Origin of the sequence: Gibbsiella dentisursi, from assembly GCF_039539505.1 — a bacterium.
GTDB lineage: Bacteria > Pseudomonadota > Gammaproteobacteria > Enterobacterales > Enterobacteriaceae > Gibbsiella > Gibbsiella quercinecans.
In genome coordinates, this window is record NZ_BAABDG010000008.1 from 14,691 (window position 1) to 35,120 (window position 20,430).

The 20,430-nt window shown below is 59.5% G+C and carries 14 protein-coding genes and 1 riboswitch; of the genes, 8 read left to right on the forward strand and 6 right to left on the reverse strand.

The features are described from left to right. Positions 1-10: 10 nt before the first annotated feature. From edd to iclR, 3 genes are all read right to left on the reverse strand, one after another. The gene (gene edd, locus ABFX35_RS18235) at positions 11-1,825 is read right to left on the reverse strand and encodes a phosphogluconate dehydratase (protein WP_279027252.1); all 1,815 of its coding nucleotides are present in this window, start codon (positions 1,823-1,825) and stop codon (positions 11-13) included. 365 nt (positions 1,826-2,190) lie between these two features. After that, a complete protein-coding gene (gntK, locus tag ABFX35_RS18240) occupies positions 2,191-2,730 on the reverse strand; it encodes a gluconokinase (RefSeq protein WP_346082395.1) in 540 nt (179 codons plus the stop codon). 586 nt (positions 2,731-3,316) lie between these two features. Beyond that, a complete protein-coding gene (gene iclR / locus ABFX35_RS18245; RefSeq protein WP_121555322.1) occupies positions 3,317-4,147 on the reverse strand; it encodes a glyoxylate bypass operon transcriptional repressor IclR in 831 nt (276 codons plus the stop codon). Positions 4,148-4,360: 213 nt separating this feature from the next. Between iclR and metH the strand changes: the two genes are divergently transcribed. Further along, the gene (gene metH / locus ABFX35_RS18250) at positions 4,361-8,059 is read left to right on the forward strand and encodes a methionine synthase (RefSeq protein WP_279025517.1); all 3,699 of its coding nucleotides are present in this window, start codon (positions 4,361-4,363) and stop codon (positions 8,057-8,059) included. 26 nt (positions 8,060-8,085) lie between these two features. On the opposite strand, the gene ABFX35_RS18255 is transcribed toward metH, so the two are convergent. Further along, a complete protein-coding gene (locus ABFX35_RS18255) occupies positions 8,086-8,808 on the reverse strand; it encodes a UTRA domain-containing protein (RefSeq protein ID WP_346082396.1) in 723 nt (240 codons plus the stop codon). 249 nt (positions 8,809-9,057) lie between these two features. Here ABFX35_RS18255 and ABFX35_RS18260 point away from each other — a divergent pair, with 249 nt between their 5' ends. The 6 genes from ABFX35_RS18260 to ABFX35_RS18285 all read left to right on the forward strand — a co-directional run bounded on the left by ABFX35_RS18260 (position 9,058) and on the right by ABFX35_RS18285 (position 15,487). Further along, complete coding sequence (locus tag ABFX35_RS18260; RefSeq protein ID WP_346082397.1) at positions 9,058-10,122, forward strand: ABC transporter substrate-binding protein; 1,065 nt, start codon at positions 9,058-9,060, stop codon at positions 10,120-10,122. A gap of 11 nt (positions 10,123-10,133) precedes the next feature. Then, entirely contained in the window at positions 10,134-10,931 is a 798-nt protein-coding gene (locus ABFX35_RS18265) for an alkaline phosphatase family protein (protein WP_279025512.1), read from the forward strand. 9 nt (positions 10,932-10,940) lie between these two features. After that, complete coding sequence (locus tag ABFX35_RS18270; protein ID WP_279025510.1) at positions 10,941-11,777, forward strand: ABC transporter permease; 837 nt, start codon at positions 10,941-10,943, stop codon at positions 11,775-11,777. Positions 11,778-11,856: 79 nt separating this feature from the next. After that, positions 11,857-12,642 carry an ABC transporter permease gene (locus tag ABFX35_RS18275; RefSeq protein ID WP_279025508.1) on the forward strand — a complete coding sequence of 262 codons (786 nt, stop codon included), beginning with the start codon at positions 11,857-11,859 and terminating at the stop codon, positions 12,640-12,642. A 4-nt stretch (positions 12,643-12,646) separates the two neighbouring features. Then, positions 12,647-13,639, forward strand: coding sequence for an ABC transporter ATP-binding protein (locus ABFX35_RS18280; protein ID WP_346082398.1), 993 nt, complete (start codon positions 12,647-12,649; stop codon positions 13,637-13,639). Positions 13,640-13,837: 198 nt separating this feature from the next. Next, the gene (locus ABFX35_RS18285) at positions 13,838-15,487 is read left to right on the forward strand and encodes a Na/Pi cotransporter family protein (RefSeq protein ID WP_346082399.1); all 1,650 of its coding nucleotides are present in this window, start codon (positions 13,838-13,840) and stop codon (positions 15,485-15,487) included. Between the two features lie 49 nt (positions 15,488-15,536). Here ABFX35_RS18285 and panS read toward each other — a convergent pair whose 3' ends face one another. Continuing rightward, positions 15,537-16,457: a ketopantoate/pantoate/pantothenate transporter PanS gene (gene panS / locus ABFX35_RS18290; protein WP_095846850.1), complete on the reverse strand. Its 921-nt coding sequence runs from the start codon at positions 16,455-16,457 to the stop codon at positions 15,537-15,539. Between the two features lie 133 nt (positions 16,458-16,590). Beyond that, a complete protein-coding gene (gene lysC / locus ABFX35_RS18295) occupies positions 16,591-17,958 on the reverse strand; it encodes a lysine-sensitive aspartokinase 3 (protein WP_279025501.1) in 1,368 nt (455 codons plus the stop codon). Positions 17,959-18,070: 112 nt separating this feature from the next. Continuing rightward, positions 18,071-18,261: riboswitch (Lysine riboswitch) on the reverse strand. Positions 18,262-18,564: 303 nt separating this feature from the next. On the opposite strand from lysC, the gene pgi reads away from it, so the two are divergent. Further along, a complete protein-coding gene (gene pgi, locus ABFX35_RS18300) occupies positions 18,565-20,211 on the forward strand; it encodes a glucose-6-phosphate isomerase (RefSeq protein WP_279025499.1) in 1,647 nt (548 codons plus the stop codon). Positions 20,212-20,430 lie beyond the last annotated feature (219 nt).

Sequence of the window (20,430 nt, forward strand, 5' to 3'; positions counted from 1 at the left end):
GGCTGCGGGGTTAAAAATGAATGCAACTTGCGCCCTGCTCGGCGCCGGAAAGCTGGCTGCGCAAAGCGCTGAACAGTTCACGGCCGCAGCCGATGTGCTCTGCGCTTAGATCGGGATGGTAAGGCTGGCGTTCGGCCAGTTCGGCGGCGGCCACCAGCAGCGCCAGCTCACCGGTAACGCCGTTGACGCGGATCAGATCGCCGTTTTGTACCTTGGCCAGCATGCCGCCGGTATAGGCTTCCGGCGTAACATGGATGGCGGAGGGCACCTTGCCGGAAGCGCCGGACAGGCGGCCATCGGTGACCAGCGCCACCTTGAAGCCGCGGTCCATCAATACGCCCAGCGGCGGCATCAGCTTATGCAGTTCCGGCATGCCATTGGCCTGCGGCCCCTGGAAACGCACCACGACCACACAGTCTTTGTTCAACTGGCCGGCTTCGAACGCCGGCACGATGTCATGCTGGCTTTCAAACACCACCGCCGGCGCTTCGATAATCTGGTTATCTGCCGGCACCGCCGAGGTCTTCATGACTGCGCGGCCCAGGTTGCCGCTTAGTACTTTGGTGCCGCCGTGGTGGGCGAAGGGCTGCTCGGCGCTGGCGATCACGCTGGCATCCAGCGAGCGTTCCGCACCGTCGCGCCAGGCCAGTTGGCCGTTCTCCAGCCACGGTTCCTGGGTGTAACGTTCCAGCCCGAAGCCGGCGACGGTATGCACGTCCTGGTGCAACAGGCCGAGCTTCAACAATTCGCGCACCACCAGCTGCACGCCGCCGGCGGCCTGGAACTGGTTGATATCGGCCGGGCCGTTCGGATAGATGCGGCACAGCTGGGGGACGGCATCGGACAGCTCGGAAAAATCATCCCAGTTGATGATGATGCCCGCCGCGCGCGCCATCGCCACCATATGCATCGTCAGATTGGTGGAGCCGCCGGTGGCCAGCAGCGCAACGATGCCGTTGACCACCACTTTTTCATCCAACAGTTGGCCGATCGGCATATAGCTGCCGCTGCGGTCGGTCAGGCGCGTCACCTGGCGTGCGGCGGCGTCGGTGAGGGCATCGCGCAGCGGGGTATCCGGTTGAACAAACGAGGCGCCGGGCAGGTGCAGGCCCATCATTTCCATCACCATCTGGTTACTGTTGGCGGTGCCGTAGAACGTACAGGTGCCGATGCCGTGATACGAGGCGGATTCCGCCTCCAGCAGGGCCATGCGGTCAACTTTGCCTTCGGTGTACAGTTGGCGTATCCGCACCTTTTCCTTGTTCGGCAAACCGCTGCTCATCGGCCCGGCAGGAACGAACACCGTGGGCAAATGGCCGAAGGAGAGGGCTGACATCACCAGCCCCGGCACGATCTTATCGCAGATGCCGAGGAACAGGGCGCCATCAAACATATTGTGGGAAAGCCCGACGGCGGCGGACATGGCGATCACATCGCGGCTCATCAGCGACAGTTCCATGCCGTCTTGCCCCTGCGTCACGCCGTCGCACATGGCCGGCACGCCGCCGGCGACCTGGCCGACGGCGCCCACGGCGTGCAGTGCCTGTTTCAGCCGTTCAGGGTAATGTTCGTACGGCTGGTGGGCGGAGAGCATATCGTTGTAGGCGGTGACGATCGCAATGTCGTTGCGCACCATATTCTTCAGCGCGGCCTTATCGTCCGGCTGGCACGCGGCAAAACCGTGGGCCAGGTTGCCGCAGGCCAGTTGGGCGCGGTGTACGGTTTGGCTACGCGCGGCCTCAATGCGTGCCAGATAAGCGGCGCGCGCCGCTTTGGAACGTTCGATGATGCGTTGCGTGACACGGGATAGGGTCGAATTAAGCATACCGTCCTCACATTGTTTCATAATCATTGCCGCCAATGGCGGTGCCTTCCCGGCGGCTGTCAGCCGGGGAGATTCGTGTTGTTATTGCCGTGCGAAGGCTATTATTGCTGCCGTGTGGAACCGCCATGCGCGGTATGAACAGCGCATGGGGCCGTTGGCGATGCCGCCGCTGCTCGGGTGCATTACGGCGGCTAGCGGTACTGTGGCATTGGCGCGCCACCGCGGCGCGTTTCCCGCCACGGCGATGCCCTGCGTGTAGTGTGCCTTATTTTGGCTAAACCGGTTCAGTAAATGCACTGCAATTTGATCCAGCCCCCCGCTTTTTAGCAAGGTTTTATCGCCGGCAGCGGAAAATGCCGCCGTTTTCACGTGCAGGCCTCCTGCGGCATAACGCGTTGGATATGCTGTAGGGTAGCGGCGATAACGCCTTCCAGGGGTTGATTGATATCAATGGCCGCCACGTCTTTTTCATTCGGCCCGGGCTGTTCCAGCGTGGCGAACTGTGAAACCAACATCTGCGGTTTGAAAAAGTGCCCCTTGCGTGCCGCCATGCGGGCTTGGATCAGCGGGAAATCACCGTGCAGGTAGATAAAAGACAGGTTGTCGTTGCCGGCGCGCAGGCGATCGCGGTAGTGCTTTTTCAAGGCCGAACACACGATGATGGATAGGCGGTTGGTGCGCTGCATGGCGAACGCTGCGTCGTTCAGGGCATCCAGCCACGGCGCTCGATCGTCATCGGTCAGGGCGGTGCCCGCCGCCATTTTCATGATGTTGCTGCGCGGGTGCAGAAAATCCCCGTCAAGAAAGGCGGCGGAGAGCCGGCGCGCCACCGCATCGGCCACGGCGGATTTCCCACTGCCGGAAACGCCCATGATGACGTAAATTCGGTTGTATTCATTGCTCATGGTTGGGCTCCAAGCCTGATGACGGCGTTGTTAATTGGATTGTTACCGGTAACATGTTATCGGTAACATTAACGAGGGTTTGCGGTAGTTGCAATCGGCTTTTCTTATCGCAAGCGCTAATTGTGATCGGCCTCATATTTCTTGTGGGTAGTGAAACAGGCGGCCAACAGCCCGTTACAGGAATGCAACTTCTCCCTCACCCCAGCCCTCTCCCAGGGGGAGAGGGAGCGACCGTGCTTACCGTTGGGTTAAGAAGAGGCTTCATGAGCCCTCACCCCAGCCCTCTCCCAGAAGGGCGAGGGAGCGACCGTGCTTACCGTTGGGTTAAGAAGAGGCTCCATGAACCCTCACCCCAGCCCTCTCCCAGGGTGAGAGGGAGCGGTCCGTGCTTACCGTTGGGTTAAGAAGAGGCTTCATGAACCCTCACCCCAGCCCTCTCCCAGAGGGCGAGGGAGCGGACTGTGCTTACCATTGGATTTATAAGAAACCGCTCATCATGCAGGTGCACAGGCCTTAATGCCATCTCGGGCTACTCCCTCTCCCTCCAGGGAGAGGGTTGGGGTGAGGGTGAAGGGCGTGGAAAGAACTAGCGCACTCCGCCGTATTCCAGACTGATCTCTTTAGCCGCATGGATCACCAGCGCGCCCAGCTCAATCACACGATCGTCGGTAATGCGCGACACCGGGCCGGAAATGGAAATGGCGGCAAAGGCCTCGCGGTGCTCATCGAAAATGCAGGCCGCGACGCAGCGCAGGCCGAGCGCATGTTCTTCATCGTCAAAAGAAAATCCCTGTTTACGGATCTGCGCCAAACCCGCTTTCAGATTGTGCGGCGTCAGGGTTTGCGGGGTGTAAGTCTGCATGCCTTTTTTATGCAGCAACTGGGTAACCTGCTCATCCGGCAGGGTGGCGAGGAAAGCTTTGCCCGCGCCGGAGGCATGCATCGGCAGTTTGCCGCCGATCGGCGCCGACATGCGCATCAGCGCCGTACACTGCACCTGATCGATAATAATCGCCTGGTGCTCGGCCTGATCCATCACCGCCAGGTTGACCGTTTCGCCGGATTCTTCCATTAGCCGGCGCAGGATCGGGTGCACCATCGCCAGCAAATTGCGGCTTTGCAAAAAGCTGCTGCCGACCACAAAGGCATGCGCGCCGATGGTCCACAGGCCAAGATCGCCCACCTGGCGCACAAAACCCTGCTGCTGCATGGTGCTAAGCAGGCGATGGGTGGTGGAGTTGGGCAGCCCGGCGCGCTGGGCCAGATCGGTCAGCGCAACGCTGCCCTGCGCTTCGGCGATGAATTCTAACAGTTTCAGGCCGCGGGTCAGGGACTGAACCTGCCCGGTGGCGGTGCTGGCGGCGGGCGCTGCTGCTCTGGGCTTCTTGCCGCGTTTGGCGGGAACGGGAGTGGCCATGGCTGTGCTTCCTTTTTCCGTATTATGGAATCCATTTTCGTTTTTTAAGTGCGAATTGCAATACACTTATCCGCTCATCGGATCTGTTCATGGCATAAGCTGAAAAACTCTCAATTAACGGCCGCCGCTTAACCCTTACAACCTGTGCTAGGATGGCTGTCTGCCTTGGGCGCCCGCGATTGCCGGCGGCAAAGGCGGGGAAACGGGATCACCATGTGTGAAGAGGCGACAGTGACGAATCGAGCAGAGCAATTACGGCAGCAGCTAGCCCAGCGTATTTTAGTGTTGGATGGCGGCATGGGCACCATGATCCAGAGCTACAAACTGGCAGAGCAGGATTACCGCGGAGCACGCTTTGCCGATTGGCACAGCGATCTGAAAGGCAATAACGATCTGCTGGTGTTGACCAAGCCGGACATCATTAGCGCTATCCATTACGCCTATCTGGAAGCCGGCGCCGATATTCTCGAAACTAACACCTTCAACGCCACCCCGATCGCGATGGCCGACTACCACATGGAAGCGCTGTCCGCCGAGATTAACTACCAGGCGGCCTGCTTGGCGCGCGCCTGCGCCGATGAATGGACGGCGCGCACGCCGGAGAAACCACGCTATGTGGCCGGGGTGTTGGGGCCGACCAACCGAACGGCGTCGATCTCCCCGGACGTCAACGATCCGGCATTTCGTAATATTTCATTCGACCAATTGGTGGCCGCCTACCGTGAATCGACCCGCGCATTGGTTGAAGGCGGCGTTGACCTGATCATGATCGAAACCATCTTCGATACGCTGAATGCCAAGGCGGCGGCTTTTGCCGTGGAAAGCGAGTTCGAAGCCCTGGGTGTGGCGTTGCCGATCATGATTTCCGGCACCATCACCGATGCCTCCGGCCGCACCCTGTCCGGCCAGACCACCGAAGCATTTTATAACTCCCTGCGCCATGTGCAGCCGCTGAGTTTTGGCCTTAACTGCGCACTTGGCCCGGACGAACTGCGCCCATACGTGGCGGAACTGGCGCGCATCGCGGAAGGCTACGTCAGCGCCCACCCCAACGCCGGCCTGCCCAATGCCTTTGGCGAATACGATCTGGATGCCGCAGAGATGGCGCGGCAAGTGGGGGAATGGGCGCAGGCGGGTTTCCTGAATATCATCGGCGGCTGCTGCGGCACCACACCGGCGCATATTGCGGCGATGGCGCAGGCGGTGGCCGGGGTACCGCCGCGCCGGCTGCCGGCGATACCGGTGGCCTGCCGCTTATCCGGCCTGGAGCCGTTGAACATTGATGCCGATACGCTGTTTGTCAACGTGGGCGAACGCACCAACGTCACCGGTTCCGCCCGCTTTAAACGGCTGATCAAAGAAGAGAAATACGACGAGGCGCTGGAAGTGGCGCGCCAACAGGTGGAAAGCGGCGCGCAGATCATCGATATCAACATGGACGAGGGGATGCTCGACGCCGAAGCGGCGATGGCGCGCTTCCTTAACCTGATCGCCGGCGAGCCGGACATTGCGCGCGTGCCTATTATGATCGATTCCTCGAAGTGGGATGTGATCGAAACCGGCCTGAAGTGCATTCAGGGCAAGGGCATCGTCAACTCGATCTCGATGAAAGAGGGCGAAGCGGCCTTTATCCACCATGCGAAGCTGGTGCGCCGTTACGGCGCCGCCGTGGTGGTGATGGCGTTTGATGAAGTGGGCCAGGCGGATACTCGTGAACGTAAATTCTCCATCTGCCGCCGTGCTTATCAACTGCTGACGGAAACGGTCGGCTTCCCGCCGGAAGACATTATCTTCGATCCGAATATTTTCGCCGTCGCGACCGGCATTGAAGAACACAACAACTACGCCGTCGACTTTATCGAAGCCTGCGCCGATATCAAAAGCCAACTGCCGCACGCGCTGATTTCCGGCGGGGTGTCCAACGTCTCGTTTTCATTCCGCGGCAACGATCCGGTGCGCGAGGCAATCCACGCGGTGTTTCTGTATCACGCCATTCGCAACGGCATGGATATGGGCATCGTCAATGCCGGCCAATTGGCGATCTATGACGATCTGGCCGCCGAACTGCGCGAAGCGGTGGAAGATGTGATCCTGAACCGTCGCCCGGACGGCACCGAGCGCCTGCTGGAACTGGCGGAAAAATACCGCGGCGGCAAAGATCGGGAAGCCGATGTCCAGCAGGCCGAATGGCGCGGCTGGCCAGTGACCAAACGCCTGGAGTACGCGCTGGTGAAAGGCATCACCGAGTTTATCGAACAGGATACCGAAGAGGCGCGCCAACAGGCTGCGCGACCGATCGAAGTGATTGAAGGCCCGCTGATGGCCGGGATGAACGTGGTCGGCGATCTGTTCGGCGAGGGCAAAATGTTCCTGCCGCAGGTGGTGAAATCGGCGCGCGTTATGAAGCAGGCGGTGGCCTATCTGGAGCCGTACATCCAGGCCAGTAAACAGCAGGGCAGTGCCGCCGGCAAGATCCTGCTGGCGACGGTCAAAGGCGATGTGCACGATATCGGCAAGAATATCGTCGGCGTGGTGCTGCAATGCAACAACTACGAGATTATCGATCTGGGCGTGATGGTGCCGGCCGACAAGATCCTGAAAACCGCCCGTGAACAACAGGTGGATATTATCGGCCTGTCGGGCCTGATCACCCCATCGCTGGATGAAATGGTCAATGTGGCGAAAGAGATGGAGCGGCAGGGGTTTACCATCCCGTTGCTGATCGGCGGCGCTACTACCTCGAAGGCGCATACCGCGGTGAAGATCGAGCAGAATTACAGCGGGCCGACTACCTATGTGCAAAACGCGTCGCGCACCGTCGGGGTGGTGGCCGCGTTGCTATCGCCCACCCAACGCGATGAGTTCGTTGCCCGCACCCGCCGGGAATATGAAACCGTGCGTATTCAGCACGGGCGCAAAAAGCCACGCACCGCGCCGGTCACCCTGGAACAGGCGCGCGCCAATGCGATGGTGCTGGACTGGGCGAGCTATACGCCGCCGGTGCCGAAGCAACTGGGCGTATTCCCGGTGGCGGCGAGCATCGGCACCCTGCGTGAGTATATCGACTGGACGCCGTTCTTCATGACCTGGTCGCTGGCGGGTAAATACCCGCGCATTCTGCAAGATGAAGTGGTGGGCGAAGAGGCGACGCGTCTGTTCCAGGATGCCAATCATATGTTGGATATGCTGGATGCCAGCGGCAGCCTGAACCCGCGCGGCGTGTACGGCCTGTTCCCGGCCAACCGCGTGGGCGACGACGTCGCGGTGTATCGCGACGAGACGCGTGAACAGGTGTGGGTGGTTAGCCATCACCTGCGCCAGCAGACGGAAAAGACCGACTTCCCCAACTATTGCCTGGCGGATTTCATCGCGCCGCAAAGCAGCGGCAAGGCCGACTATCTGGGCGCCTTCGCCGTTACCGGCGGGCTGGAGGAAGACGCACTGGCGGCGGCGTATGACGCCCAGCACGATGACTACAACAAAATCATGCTCAAAGCGCTGGCCGATCGGCTGGCGGAGGCGTTTGCCGAATACCTGCACGAGCAAGTGCGCAAACTGCACTGGGGCTATGCCGCCGATGAAAACCTCAGCAACCAGGAGCTGATCCGCGAAAACTATCAGGGGATCCGCCCGGCGCCGGGCTACCCGGCCTGCCCGGAGCACACTGAAAAAACGCCGATCTGGCAACTGCTGGACGTTGAACGCCATACCGGCATGAAACTGACCGAGTCGTTCGCCATGTGGCCAGGGGCGGCGGTTTCCGGCTGGTACTTCAGCCATCCGCAGAGCAAATACTTCGCCGTGGCGCAGATCCAGCGCGATCAGGTGGTGGACTACGCAGCGCGCAAAGGCATGAGCGTCAGCGAGGTTGAACGCTGGCTGGCGCCAAACCTGGGGTATGACGCGGATTAATCTGCTTAAGCCGCGCCCGGCGCGGCCTAAGCCTGCCCCTCTGTGGCTTCCACATCAATATGCAGCGCGTCGTAGCGCCAGTATTCCAGATCGCAGTCAATCACTCGATCGTGCTGATCGCGGTTAATGCGGGTGATAAACAGCGCCGGGCTGCCGTAGGTGACCTTGAGCAGCGCCGCTGCCTCTTGCGGCAGCAGTGTTGGCAGCATGTCAAAACGCACCCGGCCGTAACGAATGCCATAGCGCTCGGCGTACATACCGGTGAGCGATTGGCTGAGATCGGCATTGAGGATGTCGGGGAAGTAGGCGGGGTTCAGGTAATGTTCGCAATACAGCACCGCCCGGCCGTCGATGTAGCGCAGGCGGCGGATGCGGTACACCGGCGTGCCGTCGGGTAGCTCCAGCCGCTGGCTTAGCGGTGCGCACAGCGCCACCGTGGCGGCGTCAATGGTTTCCGTGCGCGCCTGGCGCCCCTGCTGTTGCGCCATTTCATGGAAGTGGCTGCGCTCCAACGGGTTATACAGCAGCCGCGGTGGCGAAATAAACCAGCCGCGGCGCACCTGGCGGTAAATGATGCCCTCGGCTTCCAACTGGCCAAGCGCTTCCTGCAGCGTAATGCGGGTGGTGGAAAACTGCTCGCTCAGTACGCGCTCCGACGGCAGTTTGTCGCCAGCATGCAGCTCCCCGCCCGCAATGCGCGCATGCAGCGCCTGGCAAATGGCCGCCGCCGTTGTGGGTATCTCACTCATTCAACTTTCGCCTCATTATAGTGCAAAACGCCCTCCATGAAGGCAGCTGTTGCCTCGTCGTTCAGGCCGGTTAGCGCCGTTGCCGAAATGTCGGCTTGCCTGCAACTCGAATTATTTTGGGTGTATGCCGGTGGTTTAACCGCCGTTTCATTGGCTGACATCTGTTTATCACATTTATTCGCTAGATTGGCGTGGTTCTTGCTGGACTAGTCCAGCCCCGACTACACACTACCATCTGGAGCATAAGTGATGAAACGACGTTTGTACGCCTCCGTTTTAACCAGTGCCATGCTATTGGCCAGCCAGATGAGCTGGGCCGCTGATGCCGATTTGGCCGCGCTTGAACAGGCCGCCAAACAGGAAGGCGCTGTTAACAGCGTCGGCATGCCAGACAGCTGGGCCAACTGGAAAGATACCTGGAAAGATTTGCAGGAAAAATACGGCCTGCAGCATCGGGACACCGACATGAGCTCGGCTCAGGAGATTGCCAAGTTTGACGCCGAGAAAAACAACGCCACGGCCGATATTGGCGACGTCGGGGCGGCATTCGGCCCGATTGCGTTACAAAAAGGCGTTACCCAACCGTATAAGCCCACCACTTGGGATCAGATCCCTGACTGGGCGAAGGATAAAGACGGCCACTGGGCGCTGGCTTACACCGGCACCATCGCCTTCATCATTAACAAACAGCAGGTTAAGGATGTCCCACACAGCTGGGCCGATCTGCTGAAAGGCACTTACCAGGTGACCATCGGCGACGTCAGCACCGCTTCACAGGCGGCGAGCGGCGTCTTGGCGGCCACCTATGCGATGGGCGGTGACGAAAAGAACCTGAAGCCGGGGCTGGCGTTCTTCGGCAAGCTGGCGAAGGCCGGCCGCCTGAGCCTGACCAACCCGGTTATCGCTTCATTGGAAAAGGGCGAAGTACAGGTTGGCGTAGTGTGGGATTTCAACGGCCTGAACTACCGCGATCAGATCGATCCGGCCCGCTTTGAAGTGCTGATCCCCTCCGACGGCACCATCACCTCCGGCTATACCACCATCATCAACAAATACGCCAAGCACCCGAACGCCGCCAAGCTGGCGCGTGAATATATCTTCTCGGATGCCGGCCAAATCAACCTGGCGCGGGGCTACGCCCGCCCGATCCGTGCGGAACACCTCACCTTGCCGGATGATGTAAAAGCCAAACTGTTGCCGGCGGAACAATACAAAAATGCGCACCCTATCGCCGATCCGGCCGCCTGGGAAAAAAGCGCCAAACTGCTGCCGCGTCTGTGGCAGGAAAATGTCATTATGTTTATGCAACAGTGAGTTAGAACGTTATGAAAACGATCCTCGTACTGCTGGACGGCCTGAATTATTCAGTGGCGCATGACGCCATGGGCTATTTACAGGCCGAATGTGCGGCAGGGCGTGGGCGGTTATACAAAATGGAGAGCGAGCTGCCCTCGCTCTCCCGGCCACTGTATGAGTGCATTCTCACCGGCGTTACGCCGGTGCTGAGCGGCGTGGTGCATAACAATGTTTCGCGTTTGTCGCATCAGCAGAGTGTGTTCCACTATGCGCGTGCCGCCGGTTTGTGTACGGCGGCTGCAGCTTATCACTGGGTCAGTGAACTGTATAACCGCACCCCGTTCAATGCCGCGCGCGATCGCCACACTGACGAACCGGCGCTGCCGATTCAACACGGTCATTTTTATTACGATGACCGCTATCCGGACTCGCATCTGTTTGATGACGCGGAGAGCCTGCGCAGCCGGCACCAGCCGGATTTCCTGCTGATTCACCCGATGAACATTGATGACGCCGGGCACCGCTTTGGGCTTTCTTCCCCGCAGTACCGCAACGCGGCGCGTAATGCCGATGGCGTGCTGTCGCGTTATCTGCCGGGCTGGCTGGAGGCTGGCTACCAGGTGCTGGTGACCGCCGATCACGGCATGAATGACGATCGCAGCCACGGCGGCGTGCTGCCGGAAGAGCGCGAAGTGCCGCTGTTCGTGTTCGGCAGCGCCTTCAGCCAACAGGAAGCCAGCCCGTTGCAGACCGAACTGTGCGGCACGCTGTGCGAACTGCTGGCCGTTGCCCATGACAAACCGAGCTGCCGCGCACTGCTGGCATGAAGGAGCAAGATGAAAGCTAAATGGATTGCTGCGCTGTGCCTGGTGCCGTTTATCGTACTGTTTGGCGCGTTTCAGGTTGCGCCGCTGATCTGGATCGCCATCAACAGTTTTTTCAGCGAAAGCAGCGGCTGGGGGTTAGGCAATTATATCGACGTGCTGACCTCGCCGTTTTATCTGCAAGCCTTCCAGTTCTCGCTGGAAATCTCCCTGTGGTCGAGCGTCTATGGCCTGTTGATCGCTTTGATCGGCAGCTATTCCCTACGCCAGTTAGGCCCAACCCGGCTGCATGATTTCGTGATGTCGTTTACCAACATGACCAGCAACTTTGCCGGCGTGCCGTTAGCGTTCGCTTTCGTGATTCTGCTGGGGCTGAACGGCTGCCTGACGCTGCTGCTGCGTAAATACGGCCTGATGGAAAGCTTCAATCTGTATTCGAAAAGCGGGCTGATCGTGCTGTACACCTATTTTCAGATCCCGCTGGGGGTTTTGCTGTTGTACCCGGCGTTTGATGCGCTGCGCAGCGATTGGCGCGAATCGGCCGCGCTGCTCGGCGCCAGCCCGTGGCGTTTTTGGCGTTACATCGGCCTGCCGGTGCTGGCGCCGGCGTTGATGGGCACCTTCGTGATTCTGCTGGCCAATGCGCTCGGCGCTTATGCCACGGTATATGCCCTGACCACCGGTAACTTCAACGTGATCCCTATCCGTATTTCGGGCCTGGTGGCGGGGGATATTTCGCTCGATCCCAACCTGGCCAGCGCGTTGGCGATGTTGCTGGTGGCGATGATGGCGTTGATCACCCTGATTCACCAGTGGCTGTTACGCAGGAGCTATACCCGTGCACGTTAGCGGCCTGTGTGCTGCGTCCTGCAGGTTGCCGCGGCGTAAGCCGCAACGCGAAATCTATGGGGTTTAATGGAGGTTGCCGATGCCGCGTTTTGAATTTTTTTATCACCGGGTGGTGACCGGCGTATTGCTGTTGATCCTGCTGTTGCCGCTGGCGGCGACGCTGGTGTATGCGCTGGCTACGCAGTGGGGGGCCACCATTTTGCCGGACGGCTTCACGCTGAAATGGATGACGGCGCTGTGGGCCGATCCACGCTTCCTGCAGGCGCTGTGGCACTCGTTGCTGATTTGCTTTGGCACGCTGGTGCTGGCCGTGGTGGTGATTCTACCGCTGATGTTTGTTATTGCTTACTACTTCCCGAAGCTGGATGCGGTGATGAATATCCTGATCCTGCTGCCTTTCGCCGTGCCGCCGGTGGTGTCGTCGGTCGGGCTGATGCAACTGTTTGCCGCGGATCCGCTGCCGTTGCTTGGCACGCCGTGGATCCTGATCGGCTGTTACTTCACCATCGCGTTGCCGTTTATCTACCGCGCCATCAGCAACAACATGCAGGCGATTAACCTGCGCGATCTGATGGATGCTGCCCACCTGTTGGGCGCCAGCACCTGGCAGGCGGCGCTGTTGGTGGTGCTGCCTAATCTGCGCAAGGGCGGCATGATCGCGGTACTGCTGTCGTTCTCTTTTCTGATCGGTGAGTTTGTGTTCGCTAACCTGTTGGTGGGCAGCCAGTATGAAACGCTGCAGGTTTATCTCTACAACATGCGCAATGGCAGCGGCCATTTCACCAGCGCGCTGGTGATTTCCTATTTCGCGGTGGTGCTGGTTGTCACCTGGCTGGCAAACCTACTGAACAAAACAAAGGGCTAACCTTATGGCATATCTCAACATCACACGCCTGAATAAACACTATGGACCGACCCAGGTGTTTCACGACATCGATTTCAGCGCTGAAGAGGGCGAGTTTGTTACGCTGCTAGGCCCCAGCGGCTGCGGTAAATCCACGCTGTTGCGCTGCCTGGCGGGGCTGACCCCGGTCGACAGCGGGCAGATCTTGCTGCAGGGCGTCGATCTGGTGCCGCTGGCGCCGCAAAAGCGCGGCATCGGCATGGTGTTCCAAAGTTATGCGCTGTTCCCCAATATGACGGTGGCGGGCAACGTGGCGTTCGGCCTGAAAATGCAGCGCCTGGCGAGCGGCGAAATCCAGCAGCGGGTGCAGGAAGCGCTGGCGTTGGTCGAGTTGACCGAACTGGCCAAGCGCTACCCGCATCAGCTTTCCGGCGGCCAATGCCAGCGGGTGGCGCTGGCGCGCTCGCTGGTGACGCGCCCGCGTTTGCTGCTGCTCGACGAGCCGCTTTCGGCGCTGGATGCGCGCATCCGCAAACACCTGCGCGAGCAGATCCGCCGTATCCAGCGTGAGCTGAACCTTACGGCGATCTTCGTCACCCACGATCAGGAGGAGGCGCTGACGCTCTCTGACCGTATCGTGCTGATGAATAAAGGGGAAATTGTTCAAAGCGGCGATGCCGTCACCCTGTATACGCAGCCGGCCAACGCCTTCGCCGCTGGCTTCATCGGCAGTTACAATTTGCTCGAGGCGGAACAGGCCACCGCTTTGACCGGGAATCTGTACCGCGGTAAGGTGGCTATTCGGCCGGAATCCATCACCCTGTTGCCCGCCGGCCAGGGGATTGCCGCTAGGGTGATGAACCACAGCCTGCTCGGCAACGTGGTGCGTTACCGCATTCAGGCGCAGGGGGTGGAGCTATTGGTGGATGTGCTCAACCGCTCGGCGGGCGATTTACACCCCGACGGCGGCGAAATTGGGCTACACTTAGAACCCGTTACATTACGGGAAGTTGCATGACCGTGCTGCGGCATTTGCCGTTATAGCCGAGAGATTTCAACTTGCTGCCGACGCGGCGGCGATTTGAAAGGTGGAGGGTATAACAACAGGGAACCCCGCCAGGCGCCCGCAGCCCGTTGCCGCTGTCCTGCTAAATTGGCGCCCGGCAGGCAGGATAGCCGCCTTACCTTGCCGGGCGTTTAATGGAGCGTTCTTTCCGTGTTGACCCTTCTTCACCTGCTTTCTGCCGTGGCGCTGTTGGTGTGGGGCACCCACATTGTGCGCACCGGTATCATGCGAGTCTATGGCGCCAATTTGCGCCGGGTGCTAAGCAGCAGCGTTGAAAAGAAACCGTTGGCGTTCGCTGCCGGCATCGGCGTTACCGCGCTGGTACAGAGCAGCAATGCCACCGCGATGCTGGTCAGTTCCTTTGTGGCGCAAAACCTGGTAGGGCTGACGCCGGCGCTGGTGATCATGCTTGGCGCCGATGTGGGCACCGCGCTGATGGCGCGCGTGCTGACCTTCGATCTTTCCTGGCTTTCTCCGTTGCTGATTTTCATCGGCGTGATCTTTTTCCTTAGCCGCAAGCAGACCCGCATCGGGCAGATTGGCCGGGTGGCGATTGGCCTGGGGCTGATCGTCCTGGCCTTGGAACTGATTGTGGCCGCCGCCACGCCGATTACCCAGGCCGCCGGGGTGAAAGTGCTGTTCTCTTCGCTGACGGGCGACGTGATGCTGGATGCGCTGACCGGGGCGCTGTTCGCCATTGTCAGCTATTCCAGTCTGGCCGCCGTGCTGCTGTCGGCCACCCTGACCGCTTCCGGCGTGATCTCGCTGAAGGTGGCGCTGTGCCTGGTGATCGGCGCCAATCTGGGCAGCGGGCTGTTGGCAACCATCAACACCAGCGGTGAGAACGCCGCCGGGCGCCGGGTGTCGCTCGGCAGCCTGTTGTTCAAAATCGCCGGCTGCGCGCTGGTGCTGCCGTTTATTTCCTATCTGGCCGATATGATGAGCCGTTTGCCGGGTAAGAATGAAGATCTGGTGATTTACTTCCACATGTTCTACAACCTGATCCGTTGCCTGGTGCTTATCCCGTTGGCCGGCCCGATGGCGCGGTTGTGCGGCATGCTGATTGCCGATACGCCGGAGGACGATCCCCGTCTGCGGCCGCGCCATCTGGACAGCAGCGCGCTGGATACGCCGACGCTGGCGCTGGCCAACGCAGCGCGGGAAACGCTGCGTATGGGCGACGTGGTGGAGCATATGATGATCCTGCACCACGAAGTGCTGCATGGCAAACTGGCGCGGGAAAAGGAAGTGCGCCGCCTTGATGACGATGTGGACGTGCTGTACACCGCCATCAAACTGTATCTGGCGCAAATTCAGAAAGAGGATCTGGGCGAACAGGATTCACGCCGCTGGGCGGAAATCATTGAGATGGCGCTCAACCTGGAGCAGGCCGGGGACATCATCGAGCGGATGACCGACGATGTGGCGGCCAAGTCCCATGCCGTGCGGCGCGCCTTTTCGGCTGAAGGGTTGGCAGAGCTGGATGCCTTGCATGAGCGCCTGGTCGGCAACCTGCGTCTGAGCCTGTCGGTGTTCTTATCCGGCGATCTCACCAGCGCCAGGCGGCTGCGCCGTTCCAAACACCGCTTCCGTATTCTCGATCGTCGCTATGCCCATGCCCACGTTAACCGGCTGCACCAGCAGAACGTGCAGAGCATTGAAACCAGCTCGCTGCATCTGGGGCTGTTGGGGGATATGAAGCGTTTGAATTCGTTGTTCTGTTCGGTGGCATATAACGTGCTGGAGCAGGATGAGCGGGAAGATGAGCGTGACTGGGAGGAAAAAACCAGCGCGTTGTAAACGCCCGGTCTATCTGGTTGCGGGGCGCCGATCGGCGCCCCGCGTGCGTTTACTTTTGTTTCTTGATTGGCCGGCCGGACCAGTAGCCCGCCAGCAGCGAGCCGGAAAGGTTGTGCCAAACCGAGAACAATGCGCCTGGCAGGGCCGCCAGCGGCGAGAAGTAGAGCTTGCCGAGCGTGGCCGCCAGCCCGGAGTTTTGCATACCTACTTCAATCGCCAGCGTGCGGCAGGTGGATTCATCAAAGCCGAACAGTTTGCCCCCCCAATAGCCGCTCAGCAGGCCAATGCCGTTATGCAGAATCACCGCGACAATCACCACCAGGCCAACGGAGGCAATGTGGCTCTGGCTGCCGGCCACCACGGCGCTGATGATCGCCAGGATGCACACCATCGACAGCGCCGGCAGGAAGGGCTCAATGCGTTTAACGGTTTTGGTGAAGGTATGATGCACAATCAGCCCCAGGCCAATCGGCACCACCACGATCTGCAAAATACTCAGCAGCATGCCCATGATATCGACGCTGATTTTGGCATCGACATACAGGCGCGTCAGTAGTGGCGTGGCGAACACCCCGACCAGCGTTGACACGGCCGAAATGGTGACCGACAACGCCACATCGCCCTTGGAAAGATAGATCATCACGTTGGATGCGGTCCCGCTGGCAACACTGCCGACCAGCACCATGCCGGCCGACAAATCCGGCGGCATATGGAACAGCATCGCCAGTAGCCAGGCAGCCAGCGGCATCACCAGATAATGCAGAAAAATGCCGGCGGCCACCGGCGCAGGGCGCGAAAGCACGCGCTTGAAGTCATCCAGCCGCAGCGTGACGCCCATAGCGAACATAATCAGCATCAGCAGCGGGCTGACGTAGGGGCCGACGCCGCTGAACGACGACGGCGTGTAATAGGCGGCGAGCGAGAGCAGGATTGCCCACAGCGGGAACAGACGAGTTACTTTTGCCAGCATGAATGAATTTCCTTAGCCAAGCGGGAACAAGGGGAATGGTGGTCGGTCGTTATGTTGGAGGTGTGGAACATTATTTTTGATATATGTATGTGATTGCAGTGCGGGCACGCGGTGGGTGCCCGCAGAACAGCGCTTATTCGAACAGGTTGCGGTGCAGGGTGCGAACCACTTGCTCGGCATCGTCGCCGGGCACCAGGAAGCACAGGTTATGGGTGCTCGCGCCGTAGCAAATCATGCGGATGTTGAACGGTTCGAGTACGCCAAAGACTTCTTTGCCCACGCCGCAGGCCTGCGACAGATTGTTGCCGATTAGCGCCACCAGCGCCAGGTTTTCTTCAACTTCAACCCGGCACAGCGAGGAAAGCTCGGTCAATAGCGCGGTGGTCAGCAGGCTGCCGCCGGTCGAGGTGGAGCCGGTGGTGTCCATGGTGAGCGCCACGTTAACCTCAGAGGTGGTGATCAGATCCACCGAAATGTTATGGCGCGCCAGAATGCTGAATACCTCTGCCAGGAAGCCGCGTGCGTGCAGCATGTTCAGGCTGTGCAGGGTCAGCAGCGTTTGTTTGCGGCGCAGGGCCAGCGCGCGGAACAGCGGTGGGTTTTCCGTGCCGTTACACACCAGCGTACCGCCGGCGGCAGGATCCTTACTGGAGCCGACGAACACCGGGATATCGCAGCGCACCGCCGGCAGCAGCGTGGCCGGGTGCAGCACTTTGGCGCCAAAGGTCGCCATTTCCGCGGCTTCTTCGAACGCAATGCGGTCGATACGCTTGGCTGAAGGCGCCACGCGGGGGTCGGTGGTGTAAATGCCCGGCACGTCGGTCCAGATATCCACCCGGCTGACATTCAGCGCTTCACCCAGCAGCGCCGCGGTGTAGTCGCTGCCGCCGCGGCCCAGCGTGGTCGTGCGGCCTTTCGGCTCGCAGCCGATAAAACCCTGGGTGATCACCAGGGCTTCTTCAACACGCGGCTGCAGCAGCGTTTGTGCCAGCTCTTTCAGCGCGGCTGTATCTGGCGTGGCACGGCCAAAGTTATCGGTGGTGCGCATCACCTTGCGCACGTCGAACCACTCGGCCTGAACCTGGCGCTGGCGCAGCACTTCCACAAACAGCAGGGTAGACATCAGTTCGCCGTGGCTGACCAGCTCATCGGTCAGTGCCGCCGAGGTGGCCAGTGCGGCGGCTTCCGACAGCATGGCGATGTTTTCCAGCATGCGGTCGATTTCGTCGCGCACGACCTGGGGATTATCCAGGCGATCGAGGATGGCGTACTGGATGCGGCGAATTTCATCGAGGTAATAGCTGCGTTTTTCGGTTTCGTTGCCTTCGGCCAGCGCCACCAGCAGGTTGGTAATGCCGGCGGAAGCGGAAAGCACCACCAGGCGCACATTGGGGTTGGCCAGGACGACGTCCGCGCTGTGGTTCATGGCGTCAAAATTGGCGACGCTGGTTCCGCCGAATTTGGCCACGATGGTGGCATGTTGAGATGCTGCTTGAGTCATGTAAAAAAACCTCGTGTCAGGGAGTGCCGTTTTGACGGCATTTTATTTCCAGAGCCTTGGCACAAGGGAAGAGCGGTAAACAGGGAGCAGGCGTAGAGATGAAGGCTACGGTACACCCAGAAGCGCCCCACCTTGCCGGCCACCTGTGGTGGCCTAGGGTGACAACCCAGGGGATTCAGCCCCTGTAGCCGATACGTTGGCCGCCGCTGGCCGCTGTACCTCGGCGTCGCTCCCCCTCCGGTGCCGTCATGGGAGTACGGCTCCTCTGACACTTTACCTGGGCGACGCGCCTCTTCTGGCTTGCGCACAGGGTGCGCAAGTAGGTTGTTAGGAATAACGGGTTTAGGCCCAACTGTCAACGGCCGGAGGGTGAGGGATTTTCATTTTTATCCTTTGCGGCGGGCGTCGTGCGCCCGGCGTTAAATCCCGCCGGCGTTTGTCGCACAGAGTTAACCGAAGTGCGGACTGTTTGTTGAATAAAGGTAAATGTGATGTGCATGACGTGGGCTGCGTGCGCCTATTGCAAGAAAAGAGATCATAATCATCGGCGTTCAGGCTACAATCGGACGATTACGTCACCTTCATCTCAAGCATAAGAGCGTTGCTATGAAAAATATTAATCCTAGTCAAACCGCTGCTTGGCAAGCCCTGCAGCAACACTTTGAACAAATGAAAGACGTACAGATCCGCGATCTGTTTGCCCAGGATGGCGATCGCTTCGCCAAGTTTTCCGCTACCTTCAACGATCAGATGCTGGTGGATTTCTCCAAAAACCGCATCACGTCGGAAACTCTGGAAAAACTGCTGGCGCTGGCTGAAGAAACCGATCTGCAGGGCGCAATCAAATCCATGTTCGCCGGTGAGAAAATCAACCGCACTGAAGATCGCGCCGTGCTGCACGTTGCGCTGCGTAACCGCAGCAATACCCCGATTGTGGTCGACGGCAAAGATGTGATGCCGGAAGTGAACGCCGTGCTGGCGAAAATGAAGCAGTTCTGCGAGCGCGTGATTGGCGGTGAATGGAAAGGCTATACCGGCAAACCGATTGCCGACGTGGTGAACATTGGCATCGGTGGTTCCGATCTTGGCCCTTATATGGCGACCGAAGCGCTGCGCCCCTATAAGAACCACCTGAACATGCACTTTGTTTCCAACGTTGACGGCACCCATATTGCGGAAACCCTCAAAACGTTGAACCCGGAAACCACGCTGTTCCTGGTGGCCTCCAAAACCTTCACGACGCAGGAAACCATGACCAACGCCCACAGTGCGCGCGATTGGTTCCTGAAAACCGCTGGCGATCAACAGCACGTCGCGAAACACTTTGCCGCGCTGTCCACCAACGGCAAAGCGGTGGCGGAATTCGGTATCGACACCGCCAACATGTTCGAATTCTGGGATTGGGTGGGCGGCCGTTACTCCCTGTGGTCCGCCATCGGCCTGTCGATTGCGCTGTCTATCGGTTTTGACAACTTCGAACAACTGCTGAGCGGTGCGCATGAAATGGACAAACATTTCTCCACCACGCCGGCGGAGAAAAACCTGCCGGTGCTGTTGGCGCTGATCGGTATCTGGTACAACAATTTCTTCGGTGCCGAAACCGAAGCAATCCTGCCGTACGACCAATACATGCACCGCTTTGCCGCGTATTTCCAGCAGGGCAATATGGAATCCAACGGCAAATATGTCGATCGCAACGGCAAACCGGTGGACTACCAAACCGGCCCGATCATCTGGGGCGAACCAGGTACTAACGGCCAACACGCGTTTTATCAACTGATCCACCAGGGCACCAAACTGGTTCCTTGCGATTTCATCGCACCGGCGATCAGCCACAACCCACTAAGCGATCACCACGCCAAACTGTTGTCTAACTTCTTTGCTCAGACCGAGGCGCTGGCCTTTGGGAAATCGTTGCAGGTGGTGGAAGAAGAATTCGCCGCACAGGGCAAGAAACCGGAAGACGTGAAGCACGTGGCGCCGTTCAAGGTATTTGAAGGCAACCGCCCAACCAACTCTATTCTGCTGCGCGAAATCACCCCGTTCAGCCTGGGTAGCCTGATTGCCCTGTATGAGCATAAAATCTTCACCCAGGGGGCGATCCTCAATATCTTCACCTTTGACCAATGGGGTGTGGAACTGGGCAAACAGTTGGCGAACCGTATTCTGCCGGAACTGGCAGGCGCGGACGCCGTCAGCAGCCATGACAGTTCAACCAACGCCCTGATTAACCGCTTTAAAGCGTGGCGTTGATTTATACTCTAAATAATTCGAGTTGCAGGACAGCCAACACGCCTGCAACTTGAAGTATGACGAGTATATCGCCGTTAAGGCGATGCTGTGACAAATGCCGGCCGTGAGGCCGGCATTTGCGTTTATCGGCAACGCTCACCGGTGAGAATGTAATACCCGTGCCCCATGCCGAGCGGCAGATAGCGCGCTCCTTCCCGAATATGCCACGTTGTTTGCCGT

What these genes read in the sequence shown, in the direction of transcription:
- panS (WP_095846850.1), bottom strand. Translation starts at nt 16,457, where the DNA reads ATGCTGGCAAAAGTAACTCGTCTGTTCCCGCTGTGGGCAATCCTGCTC.
- pgi (WP_279025499.1), top strand. Translation starts at nt 18,565, where the DNA reads ATGAAAAATATTAATCCTAGTCAAACCGCTGCTTGGCAAGCCCTGCAG.
- gntK (WP_346082395.1), bottom strand. Translation starts at nt 2,730, where the DNA reads ATGAGCAATGAATACAACCGAATTTACGTCATCATGGGCGTTTCCGGC.
- metH (WP_279025517.1), top strand. Translation starts at nt 4,361, where the DNA reads ATGTGTGAAGAGGCGACAGTGACGAATCGAGCAGAGCAATTACGGCAG.
- ABFX35_RS18275 (WP_279025508.1), top strand. Translation starts at nt 11,857, where the DNA reads ATGCCGCGTTTTGAATTTTTTTATCACCGGGTGGTGACCGGCGTATTG.
- ABFX35_RS18255 (WP_346082396.1), bottom strand. Translation starts at nt 8,808, where the DNA reads ATGAGTGAGATACCCACAACGGCGGCGGCCATTTGCCAGGCGCTGCAT.
- ABFX35_RS18280 (WP_346082398.1), top strand. Translation starts at nt 12,647, where the DNA reads ATGGCATATCTCAACATCACACGCCTGAATAAACACTATGGACCGACC.
- ABFX35_RS18270 (WP_279025510.1), top strand. Translation starts at nt 10,941, where the DNA reads ATGAAAGCTAAATGGATTGCTGCGCTGTGCCTGGTGCCGTTTATCGTA.
- iclR (WP_121555322.1), bottom strand. Translation starts at nt 4,147, where the DNA reads ATGGCCACTCCCGTTCCCGCCAAACGCGGCAAGAAGCCCAGAGCAGCA.
- lysC (WP_279025501.1), bottom strand. Translation starts at nt 17,958, where the DNA reads ATGACTCAAGCAGCATCTCAACATGCCACCATCGTGGCCAAATTCGGC.
- edd (WP_279027252.1), bottom strand. Translation starts at nt 1,825, where the DNA reads ATGCTTAATTCGACCCTATCCCGTGTCACGCAACGCATCATCGAACGT.
- ABFX35_RS18265 (WP_279025512.1), top strand. Translation starts at nt 10,134, where the DNA reads ATGAAAACGATCCTCGTACTGCTGGACGGCCTGAATTATTCAGTGGCG.
- ABFX35_RS18260 (WP_346082397.1), top strand. Translation starts at nt 9,058, where the DNA reads ATGAAACGACGTTTGTACGCCTCCGTTTTAACCAGTGCCATGCTATTG.